This is a genomic window from Streptomyces sp. NBC_00096 (assembly GCF_045041305.1).
In the GTDB taxonomy this organism is placed as follows: Bacteria; Actinomycetota; Actinomycetes; order Streptomycetales; family Streptomycetaceae; genus Streptomyces.
Genome location: NZ_CP108221.1, coordinates 7,149,099 through 7,166,165, shown reverse-complemented (window position 1 = coordinate 7,166,165; position 17,067 = coordinate 7,149,099). Strand labels below are relative to the sequence as shown.

Genomic DNA, 17,067 nt, shown 5'->3' with positions numbered 1-17,067 from the left:
CGCCCGGCCCCGGTCGCGCCCGACACCTATCGCGCCCGGCCACCCGCCCCGCCCCGGCGGGCCGTTCCCGCCCTACGCGGGGAGGGCGAGCAGCACCAGCGGGCTGGTGGTCGGCTGGGCCGATCCCCCGGCGGGCTCCAGGGTCAGGCCCACCGCCGTGGCCCTGTGCAGGTCGCCCTCCAGTACCGCCGCCCCGTCCCCGGTGAGGAAGCCGGCCGGGCGCATCGTGCCGTGGTCGGCCAGCCACAGCTGGTACGTCCTTCCCGCGCCCGGGGCCGGAAGCCGGTCGGTGAGGAACACGGCCCGGTCGCGGGCCGTGGAGGTGATCACGGTCGCGGCGGCCCCGCCGGTGGTGCGGCCGTGGACGCTGCGGGCGTCCGGAGCGGTGACCACGGCCCGCAGTTCCTGGCTCCGTGCCTCGGCCTGCCGGGCCTCCTGGCGGGCCCGGTCGGCCTGCCCGCTCTGGTGGAGCGCGGCGCCGCCGAAGAGGGCCGCCCCCGCGAGGGAGGCGGCGACCACGAAGGCGCCGGCCTTGCGCGGGAGCCGGTCCAGGAAACCGGCCGCGCGGCGGACGCCGACCCTCGGGGGCAGCTGGCGGACGGTCTCGATCCGGGCGAGGACGGCGTCCTTCATCTGCGGCGGGGGCACGAGGGCGACGGCGGCGGCCAGTCGGCCGGCCGTGGCGGAGAACTCCGCGACGTCCCCGGAGCACGGCCGGCAGCCGGCCAAGTGCCTGGAGAAGGCCTCGTGTTCGGCCGGGCCGAGCGCGTCCATGACGTAGGCCGCGGTGAGGGTGTGCAGTTCGTCGTCGTGCTTCACGTGGTCACCCCCATGCAGTCGCGCAGGCGGATCAGTCCGTCGCGCATCCGGGTCTTGATCGTGGGAAGAGGGGTCTGGAGGGTCTCGGCGACCTCCCGGTAGGTCAGCCCCCGGTAGTAGGCGAGGGTGACGGCCTGGCGCTGGAGTTCCGTCAGCCCGCGCAGGCAGCGTTTGACCTGGTCTCGTTCCAGCCGGCTCTCCACCTGCTCGCTCACCTCGTCGAAGGGCCGGTCCTGTCCGCGTACCCCCGCGTCGTACTCACGGGTGGCCGAGGCCTGGGCGGAGCGGACCCGGTCGACCGCCCGGCGGTGGGCGATCGTGGCCACCCAGGCCATGACGCTCCCCTGGTCGGGGCGGAAGCGGGCGGCCTGGCGCCACACGTCGATCATCACCTCCTGTGCCACCTCCTCCGACTGCGCACGGTCGCGCACCACCTTGACCGCGATGCCGAAGACGGTTCCCGCCACGGCGTCGTACAACGCGGAGAAGGCGTTCTGGTCCCCCTGTGCGACGCGCGCCATCAGCTCCGCCAGTTCTGCCCCGACCGCTCCGGCACCGCTGCCGGGGCCCGGGCCCGTTCCGGGGAAGCGCAGTTCCTCAGGGCTCACCTGAGCGGCCCCCGTGCGGCGTCGGGCCCGGGCGGGCGCGCCGGGGCCGAGAGCGGTCCTTCTCGCCGGTCCATCCATCGCATGAACGATCCTTCGTGGCAGGCGTACCCGGCCCCCGTCCGCCGAGGTCCGGTCCGCGCCGGGTCATTGCTGTCTCACCTTCTCTTCGGAGCCGGGGCCCGTACGGATTGCCCCGCGCACACACGAAAAGACATCCGTTCGGGGGAACCGGGCCCCGGGACCAAACCGCACCGGGGGGCCGGGGCGAATGAGGGCTGCGGATCCGCTCCAGGGCCCGTACGGCAGGCACCGGAGGCGATCCCCCGGAGCCCGTCGCCGCACATGCAGCAAGGAGACCTGTCGTGTCGCGTGTTCTCAAGAGTGCCGTACTCGCCCTCGCCTCGGGCGCCCTCCTCGTCGGCGGGGCCTCCATGGCCGCGGCCGACGCCGGCGCCCAGGGTGTCGCCGCCCACTCCCCCGGAGTCGGCTCGGGCAACGTGATCCAGATCCCGATCCACATCCCGGTCAACGCGTGCGGCAACTCGCTCGGCGCCATCGGCCTGCTGAACCCGGCGTACGGCAACACCTGCGTCAACGCCTGACCGGCTGCCGGGCGTCAGACTCCGGCCCGCCGCCGGCAACGGGGCGGCGCGGGCCGGCAGGTCCTCCGGGCGGGCGGGGAGTGCGTCGCCACTCCTGAGCGCCGCCCGGGCCCGGAGGACCCGCACGGGCGGCGGCTGTCGGCGCCGCCGCCCGTGCGCGCGGGGGCCGTACGGGCCGAAGCCGTAGGGGCCGAAGCCGTACGGACCCTGCCCCGGGGGTGCGGGGCCCGTCCGGGGGGGGGCAACCCGCTGACGGAACTTCACGTGATCGGACGACCGGCCCATCCGACGGGGGTCCCGCACCGAATGAGGTTCGTGAGCATCAACCGAAGGACAGTCGAACGCGGCGCCCTCGCCGCGGCGAGCGGCCTGCTGGCCGGGTACGCCGCACTGGCCACCGCCGAGCTGACCGCCTCACTGGTCCGGCCGCAGGCGGGGCCGGTCACGGTCATCGGCGAGTCGGCCATCGACCGCACTCCGCCGGCGCTCAAGGACTTCGCCATCCGCACCTTCGGCCAGAACGACAAGCTGGTCCTCCAGCTCGGCATCCTCGCCACGGTCGGCCTCCTGGCGGCCCTGCTCGGGGTGCTGGCCCTGCGCCGGCGCCGCACGGGTGCGGCGGGCGTACTGGCCTTCGGCGCCCTCGGTGCCGCGGCGGCGCTCAGCCGTCCCGACACGGCGGGCGCTGGCGACGTACTGCCCTCGCTGGTCGGGGCCGTGACCGGCGCGCTGGTGCTGTACCTGCTGGTGGGGAAGGTGAACGGGCCCGCAGCCCAGCCCTCCGGCGCGGACCGGACCGGCAACGCCGCAGCGGACAGCGGTGCGGACAGCGGTGCGGACACCGGCAGGGACGGCGATCGGGACTTCACCGGCAGCAGCGGCGGGAGCGCCGCCTGGAACCGGCGCGGCTTCCTCTTCGCGGCCGGGGCCACCGCCCTCCTCTCCACCGGGGCCGGCGCCCTCGGCCGGGCCCTGACCGGCCGCCGCGGCCGGGGTGCCGCCGCCTCCCGTGCCGCCGTACGGCTGCCGTCCCCCGCCTCGGCGGCCGCGCCCATCCCGGCCGGGGCGGGCCTGCGGATCCCCGGCATCAGCGGCTTCACCACTCCGAACGAGGACTTCTACCGTGTCGACACCGCTCTCGTGGTCCCCAAGGTGGACGCGGACACCTGGCGTCTGCGCATCCACGGCAAGGGCGTCTCCCGCCCGCGCTCCTACTCCTTCGCCGAGCTCCTCCAACGCCCCCTGATCGAGCGGGACATCACCCTGACCTGCGTATCGAACGAGGTGGGCGGACCGTACGCGGGCTCCGCGCGCTGGCTCGGCGTCCGCCTGGCGGACCTCCTGCGGGAGGCGGGCGTCAGAGCTCCCTCGCGCGGCGGGCCGGCCGATCAGCTGATCGCCCGCTCGGTGGACGCGATGACCCTGGGCACCCCCGTCGAGGAGGTCATGGACGGCCGGGACGCGATGCTCGCGGTCGCCATGAACGGGGAGCCGCTCCCCTTCGAGCACGGCTTTCCCGTCCGGATGGTCGTCCCCGGCCTCTACGGCTACGTATCCGCCTGCAAGTGGATCCGGGACATTGAACTCACCACCTTCGACGCCTACGACCCGTACTGGGTGAAGCGCGGCTGGGCCCGCCGGGCGCCCATCAAGACCCAGGCCCGCATCGACACTCCGAAGCCGTTCGCCCGGACCCCGGCCGGGACCGTGATGGTGGCCGGGGTGGCATGGGCCCAGCACCGCGGCATCGAGCGGGTCGAGGTCCGCGTCGACGACGGGGCGTGGCAGGAGGCCTCCCTCGCCGCGCAGGCCACCACCGACACCTGGCGCCAGTGGTCCTTCCCCTGGAAACCCACGCCCGGCGGCCACCACCTGACCGTCCGCGCCACGGACGGCACCGGCGAGGTCCAGACCGAGCGGCGCACCCGCACCATCCCGGACGGCGCGAGCGGCCGGCACAGCGTCTTCGTCACCGCGGGCTGAGCGAACCGGCGCCGGAATCGGCGCCGGAACCGGAACCGGAACCGGACCAGTTCGCCCCCTCCTCTTTCCACCTTTCCGCTTTGCACCCAACCCGTTCCCTGGAGAACACCATGAGCACCCTTCGTTTCCGCCGTACCGCCCTCGCCGCCGCCGCGGCCGCCGTACTGCCCTTCGCACTGACCGCATGTTCCGACTCCGGCAAGGACGCGGCCGCCGGTCCGGCCGCGGAAGCGAGCGCGGACGCCTCGTCCCCGGCCGTGGGCGCCGCGGCGCCGATGACGATGGACGGCCCCTTCGGCCCGGCGTGCGCCGGTGTCCCGAAGGAGGGCGCCGGCAGCTTCGACGGCATGGCCAAGGACCCGGTCGCGACCGCCGCGTCCAACAACCCCGCGCTGTCCACCCTGGTGACCGCCGTCAAGAAGGCCGGGCTCGTCGACACCCTGAACAACGCCAAGGACATCACGGTGTTCGCGCCGACCAACGAGGCCTTCGCCAAGATCCCGAAGGCCGACCTCGACAAGGTCCTCGCCGACAAGGCCACGCTGACCAAGATCCTCACCTACCACGTGGTCGGCCAGAAGCTGACGCCGATGCAGCTCCAGAACGGCTCGTTCGCCACGCTGGAGACCGGGAAGGTGACCACCTCCGGCTCGGGCGATTCGTACGAGGTCAACGGCACCTCCAAGGTGGTCTGCGGCAACGTCCCGACCGCCAACGCGACCGTGTACATCGTGGACACCGTCCTGATGCCGAAGTAGCGGTGGCTCGCGGGCGGTGACCCGCCGGTTCACCGCTCGTTGTAGAGACGGTCAGCGAAGTGGCCCCGGAAGTCCCGGACCCGTTCTCAGGGTCCGGGACTTCATGCTGTCGCCCTGCTCGTCAATTGTTCGGCTCATGTGACAGCGGATTGGACAAGTGGCCGATGTTGCGAACACGATGGCCCCGCAAGTCCGCGGCTGCGCAGGGGGGGCAAACCGCTCGTGTTGTGACGTCCCTCCTCTGCGGACCGTCGTCCCCGTCACACCCCTGGAGAGACTCCGCCATGAGCTTCGGCGACCCGAACAACCCCTACGGCCAGCAGCAGCCCCCGCAGGGTCAGCCCGGCTACCCGCAGCAGGCGCCGCAGGGCGTCCCCCCGCAGTACGGCTACCCGCAGCAGCCCATGGGCGTCCCCCCGCAGCAGCCGTACGGTGCCTACCCGCCGGCCGGGATGCCGGGCGCAATGCCGGGCATGCCGCCGCTGGCGCACTGGGGCCTGCGCGCTGCCGCGTACCTCCTCGACATCCTGATCATCGCGGGCCCGCTGTTCCTCCTGAACATCGTGGCCGCCGGAGAGAGCGAGCCCTCCATGGGCGTCGCGATCTTCAGCCTGATCACCGTCCTCTACGCCATCGGCATGGGCTTCTTCCAGCTGTACAAGGAGGGCTCGACCGGTCAGACGATCGGCAAGAAGGTCCTCGGGATCAGCCTGCGCCGCGAGGCCGACGGCAACGTCCTCGGCTTCGGCATGGCCTTCGTCCGCAAGCTGGCGCACTTCCTCGACGGCATCGCCTGCTACATCGGCTGGCTGTGGCCGCTGTGGGACGCGAAGAAGCAGACCTTCGCCGACAAGGTGTGCAGCACCGTCGTCATCGTCGTCCCCAAGGGCTGATCTGCCCTGACACAGGGGCCCGTCCGGATTCCGGGCGGGCCCCTGCGCGTTCGCTACTGCTTCGGGAGGGTGCAGCCGGCGCGGGTGAGGTCGATCGCGTTACCGGGGCCCACGCAGGGGACGATGATGTAGGTCTGCTCGGCGTAGTTGATGCCCTGGCGGACCGTCACCGCGCCGTTCTGGTCCACCTCGCACGGGTTGTTCAGCGTGCACCTCCCGCCGTCCTCGTTGCCCGTGTTGTTCACGGCCACGACCTTGCCCGTCGCCGTGTCGATCACCGGGGAGCCGGAGGTGCCGCCGATGGTGTTGCACGCCGAGGTGTAGCGCAGGGAGTCCTTCCAGGTCCACTCGCCCTCCTTGAGGCGGTAGGCGAACCCGTCGACGTTGCAGCTGTACGTGCGCTTCCAGTACCCGGACACCACCTTGATGGCCGTGCCCTGCACCGGGTGGGCGTCGTTCAGGGTGAGGGCGTTGATGCCGTACTGGCTGCTGATCTGGGCGTAGGTCTTGGTCAGCTGGTAGATCGAGATGTCGGTGTCGGTCATCGTGGCGTACGAGATCTTGCTCGCGCGCAGCGTCGCGACCTTGGAGCCCGACGCGTTGAGCAGCGAGAAGGAGCGGCTGGACGCCTTGTCCTTGATGACCTGCCCGGCCGCCGGCATGCCGGACTCCAGACAGTGGCCGTTGGACAGGACGAGCGCGGGGTCGGACGGCAGCGAGTTCGGCACGCGGACCACGGAGCCCGAGCAGTTGCTCAGCGCGACCGTGCCGGCGAAGTTGACCGCGACGGCCCGGGTGGCCGTGTCCCGGGGTGCCTGGGCCACGGCCGGTGCGGCCACCGCTCCGGTGAGGAGCAGGGCGAACGCGGCGCCGGCGAGAGGCTTGTTCATGTGGGGGTTCCCCTCTGGTGACAACGCAACCGAAGATCCTCCGGTTGTCATGCGCATTGTTAGGACCACAAGCCCAACTCACAAGAGGGTCAGTGCAGTTGCCCGCCGATGACGGAACGGCCTTAATCAGGCTTGCGAGCGCGGCCCGCCGGCCGGTAGCCGGTGCGGAGTCCGGCGCCATTCCCGCCCGATCCCTTGACGGCCCCGGGGGCGGGGAGCACAGTGACCACCGGTACGGCTTGAGAGCGCTCTCAAGCGCTGCTCCGAAGAAGGGACCGGACCACCTACCCCCGCATCGCCCATCCCCATCCCCATCCCCATCCCCATCCGCACACCCACCCCCATCCCCCACATCCCCCCACACCCCCGAGAGGGCATCCATGCGTCCGACATCAGGCAGAGGACGGCAGTCGGTCAGACGGGCCGTCATCGCCGCGCTGAGCAGCGTGGCGGTGGCCGCCGCGACCGCCGCCGTCGTCACCCTTCCCGCCAACGCCGCCGCGCCGCCGGTCCCGTCGGGCTGGTCCCAGGTCTTCCTGGACGAGTTCAACGGGGCCGCCGGCTCCGGGGTGAACACCGCCGACTGGCAGTACACCACCGGCACGAGCTACCCCGGCGGCCCGGCGGGCTTCGGCACCGGCGAGGTCGAGACCATGACCGCCGACACCGCCAACGTCTCCCTCGACGGCGCGGGCAACCTGCGCATCACCCCGCGCCGCGACGCCGCGGGCAACTGGACCTCCGGCCGCGTCGAGACCAAGCGCTCCGACTTCCAGCCCCCGCCGGGCGGAAAGCTGCGCACGGAAGCCCGCATCCAGATGCCCGAGGTGACGGGCGCCGCGGCCAAGGGCTACTGGCCGGCGTTCTGGATGCTGGGGGCGCCCTACCGCGGCAACTGGTGGAACTGGCCCGGCATCGGCGAGCTCGACATCATGGAGAACGTCCAGGGCATCAACAACGAGTGGGCCACGATGCACTGCGGCACGAGCCCCGGCGGCCCGTGCAACGAGACGACCGGCATCGGCGGCCAGCGCGTCTGCACCGGCACCACCTGCCAGGGCGGCTTCCACACCTACGCGGTGGAGTGGGACCGGTCCACCGCCGTGGAGGAGATGCGCTTCTCCCTCGACGGGGTCAACTTCCACACGGTACGGGCCGATCAGGTGGACGCCACGACCTGGGCCAACGCGACGAACCACGGCTACTTCATCATCCTGAACGTGGCCATGGGCGGGGCGTTCCCGGACGCCTTCGGCGGCGGACCCGACGCGGGGACCCAGCCGGGCCACCCGATGGTGGTCGACTACGTCTCCGTACTGCGGTCCACGGGCGGCACGAGCTCCCCGCCGACCACTCCCCCGAGCACACCGCCGACCACTCCGCCCACGACCCCGCCCACCACCCCTCCGACGACGCCTCCCACCACCCCGCCGCCCGGCAACCGCGACGCGTACTCCGCCATCCAGGCCGAGTCCTACGACAGCCAGTCCGGGACGTCCAGGGAGACCACCACCGACACCGGCGGCGGCCAGGACCTCACCACCATCGGCAACGGCGACTGGGCCCAGTACAAGGGCGTCGACTTCGGCACCGGCGCCGCGACCCAGTTCTACGGCCGCGTCGCCGGCGGCGCGGCAGGCGGCGTGAGCGGGCTCGTGGAAGTCCGGCTCGACAGCCGGACGAACGCGCCGGTCGGCAGCTTCGCGGTGGCGGGTACCGGCGGCTGGCAGAGCTGGAGGACCGTACCGGCCAACATCACCGGCGTCACGGGCAGGCACGACGTGTACCTGACCTTCACCAGTGGCCAGCCGGCCGACTACGTGAACCTCAACTGGTTCGACTTCGGACACTGAGCACCGCATCGGCGCGGGCGCAGGACCCGGAGGTTCCGCGGGGTCTCCCACCGGGACCGGACCGGTACTACCTGCGTCCGCGCCCGGCGTGGCGGATAGAGTCGGGCCAACCGGTATGAGGGGAGCAGGAATGATCGATGAGGGACCGGAACCGCCCGGAAGCGAGGCCGGAGAGGTCGCGTCCGACCCGGAAGCGGACCTGCTCGGCCGGCGGATCGAGTACCTCTTCAGCTACGTGCAGCCACTGGGAAGGCGGTTCACGCTCCAGGAGGTGGTCGACGGGATCAAGAAGGCCGCCGGTCCCAACGACGGGAAGCTGTCGGTCGGTCGTCTGTGGGCCCTCGCCAAGGGCAAGGCACCCAACCCGACCGTGGGAACGCTCCGCGTGCTGGGCGAGTTCTTCGGCGTACCGCTCGCGTACTTCATCGACGACGAGGTCGAGGCCCGGGTGTCGGCCCAGCTCGCGCTGATCGCGGCGATGCGCGCGAACGACGTGCGCTCGGTGGCGCTGCGGGCGGCGGCGGTGGCAACGATGTCCACGCAGGGGATCGAGGCGGTCCGTTCCCTCATCGAGCAGGGGGACGCCGCCGACGCGGGCCGGCCGTAACGTTCCACCAGTCCGCCGGTGGGCCTGTCCGTCCCCATCCTGAGCTGCGGGTTCCCGCGAATTCCCGATGGGTTCGCTGTGTAGAGTCGGACGGGGAAGATCGAACGGCCGTGCGGATCCGCACGGCCGGATGCGCGGCGAGAGGGCGTTGGGGGAGCATGAACCGCCATGACTGGCGCGCGCTGAAGGCGAAGTACCGGACTCTGATCGGGCGCTTCTCCCTCTCCCACCCCTTCGAAGTCGAAGAGCTCTGCGCGGCGATCGCCGCGGAGCGGGGCCGGCCGCTGCGACTCCTTCCGATGCCCGCCGTCATGCCCGCGGGAGCGGGAGTCTGCGGCATGTGGGTGTCGTTCGCCGCCGCCGACCACGTCTACTACAACGTGGTGACGAGCCGTCCCCACCAGACGCACATCATCCTGCACGAGCTCGCCCACATCCTGCTCGACCACCGCGAATCCACCGCCCCCGAGCCCGCGATGCTCGAGCAGCTCTTCCCGGACCTGGACCCGGCCATGGCCGCCCGGCTGCTGGGGCGCACCCGGACGCAGGCGACGACGCGGCAGGAGCAGGAGGCCGAACTGCTCGCCTCGGTGATGTGGCAGCACTTCAGCGTGGCACCCGCCGCCCTGGCAACGGCTCCCCCCGATACGGCCGACACCCTCAACCGGGTGATCGGCGCCTTGTCCCGCCGTACCGCACCGAGGTCGCTTTGAGGCTCTTCGATTTCGTCGTCGTACCGCCCCTGTGGCTGTTCGTCTGCTTCAAGGCCCCGGGGCTCCGCTCGGCGCCCCGGCAGGACCGCGTCATGTGGACGATGTGGATGATCTGGGCCGTCGCGTTCGGCATCGGCGTTCCGGCCGTGCGCCGGGTCATCGACGCGGCGGTGGGACTGCCGAGCTTCACGAACCTGCCGGTCCACATGCTGTCGCTGTGCGCGATGGGAGCGCTCTTCGAGTTCATCCGCGAGGCGACCGGGACCCGCGGTCACCGCAGGGCGGCCCTGCGCTGGATCCTGCTGGGCCTCGCGCAGGCGGGGCTGGTCGTCGCCTTCTTCGCGAGCCCGCTTCCGGACGGGGAGACCGATCTCGTGACGGTGACCCGGTCGCCGACCATCACGGTCTACTGGCTGATCTTCCTCGGCTACATCCTGTACGGGGTGACGAGCGCGATCCGCCTGTGCTGGAGGTACGGACGGCACGCCTCCCCCGGACCGTCCCGGACCTCGATGCAGTTGCTGGGGCTGGCCTGCTGCTCCGGGCTGCTGTACGTCGTCCACCGGCTGGTCAACCTCGTGGCCGCGTTCGGCGGCCGGGAGCTTCCCGGCGGCACTGGGGTGGTCGCATCACGCAGACCCTGCTGGCCTGCACCTTGCTGCTGCTCGTCGCGAGCGTCTGCTGGCCGTTCCTCGCCGAGGGCGCGAAGCGCGTCCGGCTGCGCAGGCAGGTGCGGGCCATCCGCCCCCTCTGGCAGCTGCTCACGCAGTCCACGCCCGAGGTCGTCCTCCCGCTCCCCGGGGGCCTGCGCAAGGACGCCGAACTGGTCCGGTACCGCTACGTGATCGAAATCCGGGACAGCGCCCTCGCGTTGTCCGGTCACGTCTCGGAACACCAGCGCGAGGCCGTCCGGTCCGCCCTGGCCGACGCGGGACCGGGCGGCACCGAGCGCGAGGCGACGGCCGAGGCGGCCGTACTGCTCCACGCCGCACGGGCCGAACGCGCCGGTGAGCCGCCCCGGTTCCCCGAACGGGCCGTGGTGCGGGAGGGCGGCGACCTGGACGCCGAGGCCGAGTGGCTGCGGAAGGTCGCCGTGGCGCTCCGGTCGCCGGCGACCCGGGCGGCCGCCGAGGCGCTGCGGGTGGATGCGGAGCCTGTTGGGGCTGTTGGGGCTGCCGGACCTACTGGGCTTGCCGGACCTGCTGGTGCCCCCAGGCCTGCTGATGCTCCCCGCCCTGTTGGGCCTGTTGGGTCTGCCGGGATTCACGGGCCTGTTGGGCCTGCCCGGCCTGTTGGGCCTGCCCGGCCTGTTGGACCTCCCGGACCTCACGACCCTGCCGCGCCTGTGGCGCCGACCGCTCCCGACTCCGGGGGCTGACCCCGGCACCGGGAGGGCCGGGTGCCGTCCTCGGCGTCGGCCGGACGCGTGCTCCCGTATCTCCGGGAGCGCTCTCCGCCCTCCCGGCGCCCCGGGTTACGCTGCTGGTCCGGCAGGGCCCGCAAAAACCGGGCCCGGACCGTCCCCGGACCCGCACAGAGGAGCGCCCCGTGGCCGAACAGCTTCCCGCCGACCGGCCCACGCTGGAGGCCGTGGCGGCGCACGCCGGGGTGTCCCGGGCCACCGCGTCCCGGGTCGTCAACGGCGGTGACGGGGTCCGGCCGCATCTGGTCGACAAGGTCCGCGCGGCCATCGTGGAGCTCGGCTACGTGCCCAACCACGCGGCGCGCACCCTGGTGACCCGGCGCACCGGCGCGGTCGCCGTGATCATCGCCGAGCCGGAGATCCGGATCTTCTCCGACCCGTTCTTCTCCCGCCAGGTCCGCGGCATCAGCAAGGAACTGACCGCGCACGACACACAGCTGGTGCTGCTGCTGGTCGAGGACCGCGGGGACTACGACCGGATCGAGCGCTATCTGGCGGGCGGCCACGTCGACGGCGCGCTCGCCTTCTCGCTGCACACGGACGACCCGCTGCCCGCGATCACCCGGCGCATCGGCATGCCGACCGTCTACGGCGGCCGGCCCGGCTGGACGGGGCAGGGCGGTGGAGCCGGGGAGTCCGGTCCGGTGGCGTACGTGGACGCCGACAACCGCGGGGGCGCGCGCGAGGCCGTACGGTACCTGCTGTCCCGGGGGCGACGGCAGATCGCGCACATCGCCGGTCCGCTGGACCAGACTTCGGCGATGGACCGGCTCGACGGGTACCGCGACGTACTGCTCGACGCCGATCCCGCGCTCATCGCCGAGGGGGACTTCACCGCGGCCGGCGGGGCCCGGGCGATGGGCGAGCTGCTGGAGCGCTGCCCCGATCTCGACGCGGTGTTCGCCGCGAACGACCTGATGGCGACGGGCGCGCTGGGCGTACTGCGCGAGCGGGGCCGGTCCGTGCCCGGGGACGTGGCGCTGGTCGGCTTCGACGACGCCGAGCTCGTGGCGGAGAGCACCGATCCGCCGCTGACCACCGTGCGCCAGGACATCGAAGGCATGGGCCGCCTGATGGCCCGGCTGCTGCTGCGCTCCCTGGACAAGACGCATGCCGCGCTCGGAGTACCGGCCTCGGTGATCACCCCGACCTCACTGGTACGCCGCGGCTCGGCCTAGGCGGCATAGGCGGCCTGGGTCGTCCAGGCCCCAACTCGCCGTCTCCTCCCGGTGAACGGGGAGATTCCCGGCTGTCCGGCGCACGGCTCTTGACGGGGTGCCGCTGTGGGGTGCACGCTCCAGTCGCGTTCTGAGAGCGCTCTCAAATCCCTCTCGGAACCCATGCATCCGCCAAACCGAGGAGGCCGCACCATGTCCAACCCCCGAGCCGCCCGGAGAACCACGCTCCGCCTCGGTGCCGTGGCCCTGACCGGGGCCCTCCTGACCGCCTGCGGATCCGGGTCCGACGCCAACTCCCCGGAGGGCTCGGGTGGGCAGGTCACGCTCACCGTCGACCTGTTCGGCGCCTTCGGCTACCAGGAGGCCGGGCTCTACGCCGAGTACGAGCGGCTCCACCCGAACGTCAAGATCAAGCAGACGGACACCGAGGACGAGCAGGATTACTGGAAGTCCCTCCAGACCCGGCTCGCCGGCGGCGGCGGGCTGGCCGACGTCCAGGCCCTCGAGATGGGGCGGATAGCCTCGGTGACGCAGAAGCAGGCCGACAAGTTCGCGGACCTCAAGGAGTACGGAGCGGCCGCCCTCCAGGGCGAGTTCGCCGAGGCCAAGTGGGCGGCCGCGACGACCGGGGACGGCAAGGTGCTCGGTCTGGGCACCGATGTCGGTCCCGAGGCCATGTGCTACCGCACCGACCTCTTCAAAGCGGCGGGTCTGCCCACCGACCGCACGGAACTGGCCACCGCGTGGGCGACCTGGGACGGCTATCTGGAGCTCGGCCGGCAGTACAAGACCAAGGCGCCGGCCGGCAGCTCCTGGCTGGACAGCGTCAACAGCCTGAACGCCGTCATGGTCGGCCAGGCGAAGGAGCGCTACTACGACGCCTCGGGCGCCCTGATCTACGAGAACAGCCCCGCGGTGAAGTCCGCCTGGGACGCCTCGGTCAAGGCCTCCGCGGACGGGCTCAGCGCCAAGCTGGACCAGTGGTCCCCACCGTGGAACCAGGCCTTCTCCTCCGGCTCCTTCGCCACCATGCCCTGCCCCGCCTGGATGCTCGGCTACATCAAGGGGCAGGCCGGGGACGCGGGCAAGGGCAAATGGGACGTGGCGAAGCTGCCCGGCGGCGCGGGCAACTGGGGCGGCTCCTACCTCGCGGTCCCCCGGGCCGCCCGGCACAAGAAGGAGGCCTACGAGCTGGTGAAGTGGCTGACCGCGCCCGAACAGCAGACCGTGCTCTTCCGCAAGCAGGGCAACTTCCCCTCCGCCGTCAAGGCCATCGAGCAGATCGCGGACGCCAGGGACCCCTACTTCTCGGACGCCCCGATCGGGCAGATCTTCGGCGACGCCGCCGAAAAGTCCCCGGTCCAGGTGCTGGGGGTGCACGACAAGGACGTCGCCGACCAGATCACCAACGCGCTGAGCGAGGTGGAGCGCAAGGGCACGCCGCCGGAGACGGCATGGTCGAACGCGAAGAAGGCCGTCAAGAACGCCCTGGGCTGAGCCACCGTGACCCGTACCGGCCGCAGGGCCATCGCCCCGTACGCCTTCGTCGCCCCCTTCTTCACCCTCTTCGCCGCCTTCGGGCTGTTCCCGCTCCTCTATACGGCGTACGTCTCCGTCTACCGCGTCGAGCTCCAGAGTCCCGGCGAAATGGAGTGGCGCGGGCCGGACAACTACACCGCCCTGTTCACCGATCCGTTCTTCTGGACGGCCCTGCGCAACACCTTCACCATCGGCGTGCTCTCCACGCTGCCGCAGCTGCTGATCGCCCTGGGACTGGCCCACGTCCTCAACTACCGTCTGCGGGCCAGGACCTTCTTCCGCACCGCGCTGCTGCTGCCGTACGCGACCTCCGTGGCCGCGGCGTCGCTGATCTTCGCGCAGCTCTTCGGCCGGGACTTCGGTCTCGTCAACACCCTGCTGGGGCTGGTCGGTTTCGACCCGGTGGACTGGCAAACCGGGACGGCGGCCTCGCAGATCGCCGTGTCGTCCATCGTGGTGTGGCGCTGGACCGGCTACAACACGCTGATCTATCTGGCGGGCATGCAGTCCATCCCCGGCGAGCTGTACGAGGCGGCCGAGGTAGACGGGGCTTCCAGATGGCGGCAGTTCCTCCACGTGACGCTGCCCGGCCTGCGTCCCACCATCGTGTTCACGGTGGTGGTCTCCACCATCGGCGCCACCCAGCTCTTCGGGGAGCCGCTGCTCTTCGAGGGCTCCGTTTCCGGGGGCATCTCCCACCAGTACCAGACGCTCGGCCTGTACATGTACGAGCAGGGCTGGGGCTTCTTCCACCTGGGCCGGGCGGCGGCCATCGCCTGGGTGATGTTCCTGCTGATCGTGGCGCTGGTCGGGGTCAACGCCCTCTTCGCGCGCCGCCGTTCCCCCAAGGAGGCCGGCCGATGAGTTCCTCCCCCGCAGCCCGGCGCGGTGGCCGGCTGACCTACGCGGTGCTGGTCTGCGCGGTGGCGCTGTCGGCGTTCCCGCTGTACTGGACCCTGGTCGCGGCCAGCCGCTCCAATGCCGATCTGGCGCGGCCGGTGCCCGCGCTGCTCCCCGGACCCAGGCTCCTGGTCAACCTCCAGGCGGTCCTGGAGGAGGCGGACATCGGCAAGGCCCTCCTCAACTCCCTGATCGTGTCCGGTGCGATCACCGTCGGCACGGTGCTGTGCTCCACGCTCGCCGGTTTCGCCTTCGCCAAGCTGCGATTCCGGGGGCGCGGCGCACTGCTGAGCACCGTCGTCGCGTCGATGATGATCCCGCCGCAGCTGGGGGTGATCCCGCTGTTCATGCTGATCGTGAAGCTGCACTGGGTGAACCAGCTCCAGGCCGTCGTACTGCCCGGGCTGGTCTCCGCCTTCGGCGTGTTCTTCATGCGGCAGTTCCTCGCGCAGTCGCTGCCGGACGAGCTGATCGAGGCGGCCCGGGTCGACGGGGCCTCGTACGCCCGCGTCTTCTGGTCGATCGTGGTGCCGGTGGCCCGGCCGGCCATGGCCGTGCTCGGTCTGCTGACCTTCATGACGGCCTGGAACGACTTCTTCTGGCCGGTGGTCGCGCTGTCCTCACAGGAGCCGACCGTGCAGGTGGCGCTGCGGCAGCTGGGCGGCGGATACGTCCACGACCAGTCCGTGATCATGGCGGGCACCCTGCTCGGCACCCTGCCGGTGCTGCTGGTCTTCGGTCTGCTGGGCCGTCAGATCGTGGGCGGCATCATGCAGGGCGCGGTCAAGGGCTGAGACCCCTCGCGCCTCCGCACCGTTTCTCCTCCCACCTCTTCCTCCTACCTCCTCCTCCCCCGACGCCTTCCCCCCAGGAGTCCCTCCATGACCACTGTCGACGCGCCCCCCGCTCCGGGGGCCGCGCTCCGCTTTCCCCCCGGGTTCCGGTGGGGCACGGCAACGGCCGCCTATCAGATCGAGGGCGCCGCCGCGCTGGACGGACGGACGCCCTCGATCTGGGACACCTTCAGCCGGATCCCGGGCAAGGTCCTGGGCGGCGACACCGGTGACACGGCCGCCGACCACTACCACCGGATGGCCGAGGACGTGGGCCTGATGCGGCGGCTCGGCATGAGCGACTACCGATTCTCGGTGGCCTGGCCGCGGGTGCAGCCCACCGGGCGGGGCCCCGCCGAGCGGCGCGGGCTCGACTTCTACCGGCGGCTGGTGGACACGCTGCTGGAGGCGGGGATCCGGCCGGTGGCCACGCTCTACCACTGGGACCTGCCCCAGGAACTGGAGGACGCCGGCGGCTGGCCGCACCGTGACACCGCCGAGCGGTTCGCCGAGTACGCGGGCCACGTCGCGGGGGCGCTCGGAGACCGGGTGGCGAGCTGGACCACGCTCAACGAACCGTGGTGCGCGGCCTTCCTCGGCTACGCCTCGGGTGTGCACGCGCCCGGCCGCACGGAGCCCGAGGCCGCGTTGCGGGCCGCTCACCATCTCAACCTGGCCCACGGGCTGGGCGTACGGGCGCTGCGCGCGGCCCTGCCCCGGTCGGCGGAGGTCTCGCTGACGCTCAACGCGCACGTGGTGCGGCCGCTGACGGACGCGGCCGCCGATGTGGACGCGGCGCGGCGGATCGACGCGGTAGGCAACCGGATCTTCCTCGATCCGGTGTTCCACGGGCGGCTTCCGGCCGATCTCGTCCGCGATACCGCCGCGCTCACGGACTGGTCCTTCGTCCGGGACGGCGATCTGGCCGTGACGGCCGAGCCGATCGACTGGCTGGGCCTGAACTACTACTCCCCCACGGTGGTCGCGGCCGCCGGCCCGGGCACCCCGGACGGGGAGCCGGAGCCGTCCCCCTGGCCGGGGGCCGGGGGCCGCGTACGGTTCCTGCCCGCGCCGGGGCCCCGTACGGCGATGGACTGGCCCGTGGATCCGGGCGGGCTGTACGAGCTGCTGACGCGGCTGCGCGACGAGCTGCCCGGGGTGCCGCTGCTGATCACGGAGAACGGCGCGGCGTACGGGGACCACGCCGATCCGGAGGGGGCGGTGCACGATCCGGAGCGGATCGCCTATCTGCGGGGGCATCTGGCGGCCGTGCACCGGGCGATCGCCGACGGGGCGGACGTGCGCGGATACTTCGTGTGGTCGCTCCTGGACAACTTCGAGTGGGCGTACGGCTACAGCAAGCGGTTCGGTATCGTCCACGTCGACTTCGCGACGCAGCGGCGCACACCGAAGGACAGTGCGCGCTGGTACGCGGAGGTCATCGCCCGGGGCGGACTCGCGCCGTGAG

General features: G+C 72.0%; 16 protein-coding genes and 1 pseudogene. 14 read left to right on the top strand and 3 right to left on the bottom strand.

Features of this window, described 5'->3' with window-relative positions; genetic code table 11:
- Positions 1–72: 72 nt before the first annotated feature.
- Positions 73–819, bottom strand: a complete 747-nt coding sequence (locus OG904_RS31985; protein WP_405497008.1) for an anti-sigma factor domain-containing protein — start codon at positions 817–819, stop codon at positions 73–75.
- Complete coding sequence (gene sigK, locus OG904_RS31980) at positions 816–1,412, bottom strand: ECF RNA polymerase sigma factor SigK (RefSeq protein WP_405498375.1); 597 nt, start codon at positions 1,410–1,412, stop codon at positions 816–818. The genes OG904_RS31985 and sigK overlap by 4 nt, the downstream gene beginning before the upstream one ends.
- A gap of 377 nt (positions 1,413–1,789) precedes the next feature.
- Between sigK and OG904_RS31975 the strand changes: the two genes are divergently transcribed.
- The 4 genes from OG904_RS31975 to OG904_RS31960 all read left to right on the top strand — a co-directional run bounded on the left by OG904_RS31975 (position 1,790) and on the right by OG904_RS31960 (position 5,663).
- Positions 1,790–2,029, top strand: a complete 240-nt coding sequence (locus OG904_RS31975; protein WP_405497006.1) for a chaplin — start codon at positions 1,790–1,792, stop codon at positions 2,027–2,029.
- A 306-nt stretch (positions 2,030–2,335) separates the two neighbouring features.
- Positions 2,336–4,012, top strand: a complete 1,677-nt coding sequence (locus OG904_RS31970; RefSeq protein WP_405497004.1) for a molybdopterin-dependent oxidoreductase — start codon at positions 2,336–2,338, stop codon at positions 4,010–4,012.
- Positions 4,013–4,122: 110 nt separating this feature from the next.
- The gene (locus tag OG904_RS31965) at positions 4,123–4,770 is read left to right on the top strand and encodes a fasciclin domain-containing protein (protein WP_405497002.1); all 648 of its coding nucleotides are present in this window, start codon (positions 4,123–4,125) and stop codon (positions 4,768–4,770) included.
- A gap of 284 nt (positions 4,771–5,054) precedes the next feature.
- Positions 5,055–5,663 (top strand): RDD family protein, encoded by a 609-nt coding sequence (locus OG904_RS31960; RefSeq protein ID WP_405497000.1) that lies wholly within the window; start codon positions 5,055–5,057, stop codon positions 5,661–5,663.
- A 53-nt stretch (positions 5,664–5,716) separates the two neighbouring features.
- Here OG904_RS31960 and OG904_RS31955 read toward each other — a convergent pair whose 3' ends face one another.
- Entirely contained in the window at positions 5,717–6,553 is an 837-nt protein-coding gene (locus tag OG904_RS31955; protein WP_405496998.1) for a serine protease, read from the bottom strand.
- A gap of 380 nt (positions 6,554–6,933) precedes the next feature.
- Here OG904_RS31955 and OG904_RS31950 point away from each other — a divergent pair, with 380 nt between their 5' ends.
- The 10 genes and pseudogenes from OG904_RS31950 to OG904_RS31905 all read left to right on the top strand — a co-directional run bounded on the left by OG904_RS31950 (position 6,934) and on the right by OG904_RS31905 (position 17,066).
- Positions 6,934–8,406 carry a glycoside hydrolase family 16 protein gene (locus OG904_RS31950; RefSeq protein WP_405496996.1) on the top strand — a complete coding sequence of 491 codons (1,473 nt, stop codon included), beginning with the start codon at positions 6,934–6,936 and terminating at the stop codon, positions 8,404–8,406.
- Between the two features lie 130 nt (positions 8,407–8,536).
- A complete protein-coding gene (locus OG904_RS31945; protein ID WP_405496994.1) occupies positions 8,537–9,013 on the top strand; it encodes a hypothetical protein in 477 nt (158 codons plus the stop codon).
- Positions 9,014–9,171: 158 nt separating this feature from the next.
- Positions 9,172–9,726, top strand: coding sequence for a hypothetical protein (locus OG904_RS31940; RefSeq protein ID WP_405496992.1), 555 nt, complete (start codon positions 9,172–9,174; stop codon positions 9,724–9,726).
- A pseudogene (locus tag OG904_RS31935) lies at positions 9,609–10,319 on the top strand (MAB_1171c family putative transporter); the annotation flags it as partial. The gene OG904_RS31940 and the pseudogene OG904_RS31935, both read left to right, overlap by 118 nt.
- 62 nt (positions 10,320–10,381) lie before the next feature.
- Positions 10,382–11,104 (top strand): DUF6545 domain-containing protein, encoded by a 723-nt coding sequence (locus OG904_RS31930; protein ID WP_405496990.1) that lies wholly within the window; start codon positions 10,382–10,384, stop codon positions 11,102–11,104.
- A 170-nt stretch (positions 11,105–11,274) separates the two neighbouring features.
- A complete protein-coding gene (locus tag OG904_RS31925; RefSeq protein WP_405496988.1) occupies positions 11,275–12,327 on the top strand; it encodes a LacI family DNA-binding transcriptional regulator in 1,053 nt (350 codons plus the stop codon).
- 192 nt (positions 12,328–12,519) lie between these two features.
- Positions 12,520–13,824 carry an ABC transporter substrate-binding protein gene (locus OG904_RS31920; RefSeq protein WP_405496986.1) on the top strand — a complete coding sequence of 435 codons (1,305 nt, stop codon included), beginning with the start codon at positions 12,520–12,522 and terminating at the stop codon, positions 13,822–13,824.
- A gap of 6 nt (positions 13,825–13,830) precedes the next feature.
- Entirely contained in the window at positions 13,831–14,730 is a 900-nt protein-coding gene (locus OG904_RS31915; protein ID WP_405496984.1) for a carbohydrate ABC transporter permease, read from the top strand.
- Positions 14,727–15,560 (top strand): carbohydrate ABC transporter permease, encoded by an 834-nt coding sequence (locus OG904_RS31910; RefSeq protein ID WP_405496982.1) that lies wholly within the window; start codon positions 14,727–14,729, stop codon positions 15,558–15,560. The genes OG904_RS31915 and OG904_RS31910 overlap by 4 nt, the downstream gene beginning before the upstream one ends.
- Before the next feature lie 87 nt (positions 15,561–15,647).
- Positions 15,648–17,066, top strand: a complete 1,419-nt coding sequence (locus tag OG904_RS31905) for a GH1 family beta-glucosidase (protein ID WP_405496980.1) — start codon at positions 15,648–15,650, stop codon at positions 17,064–17,066.
- Position 17,067: the final 1 nt, after the last annotated feature.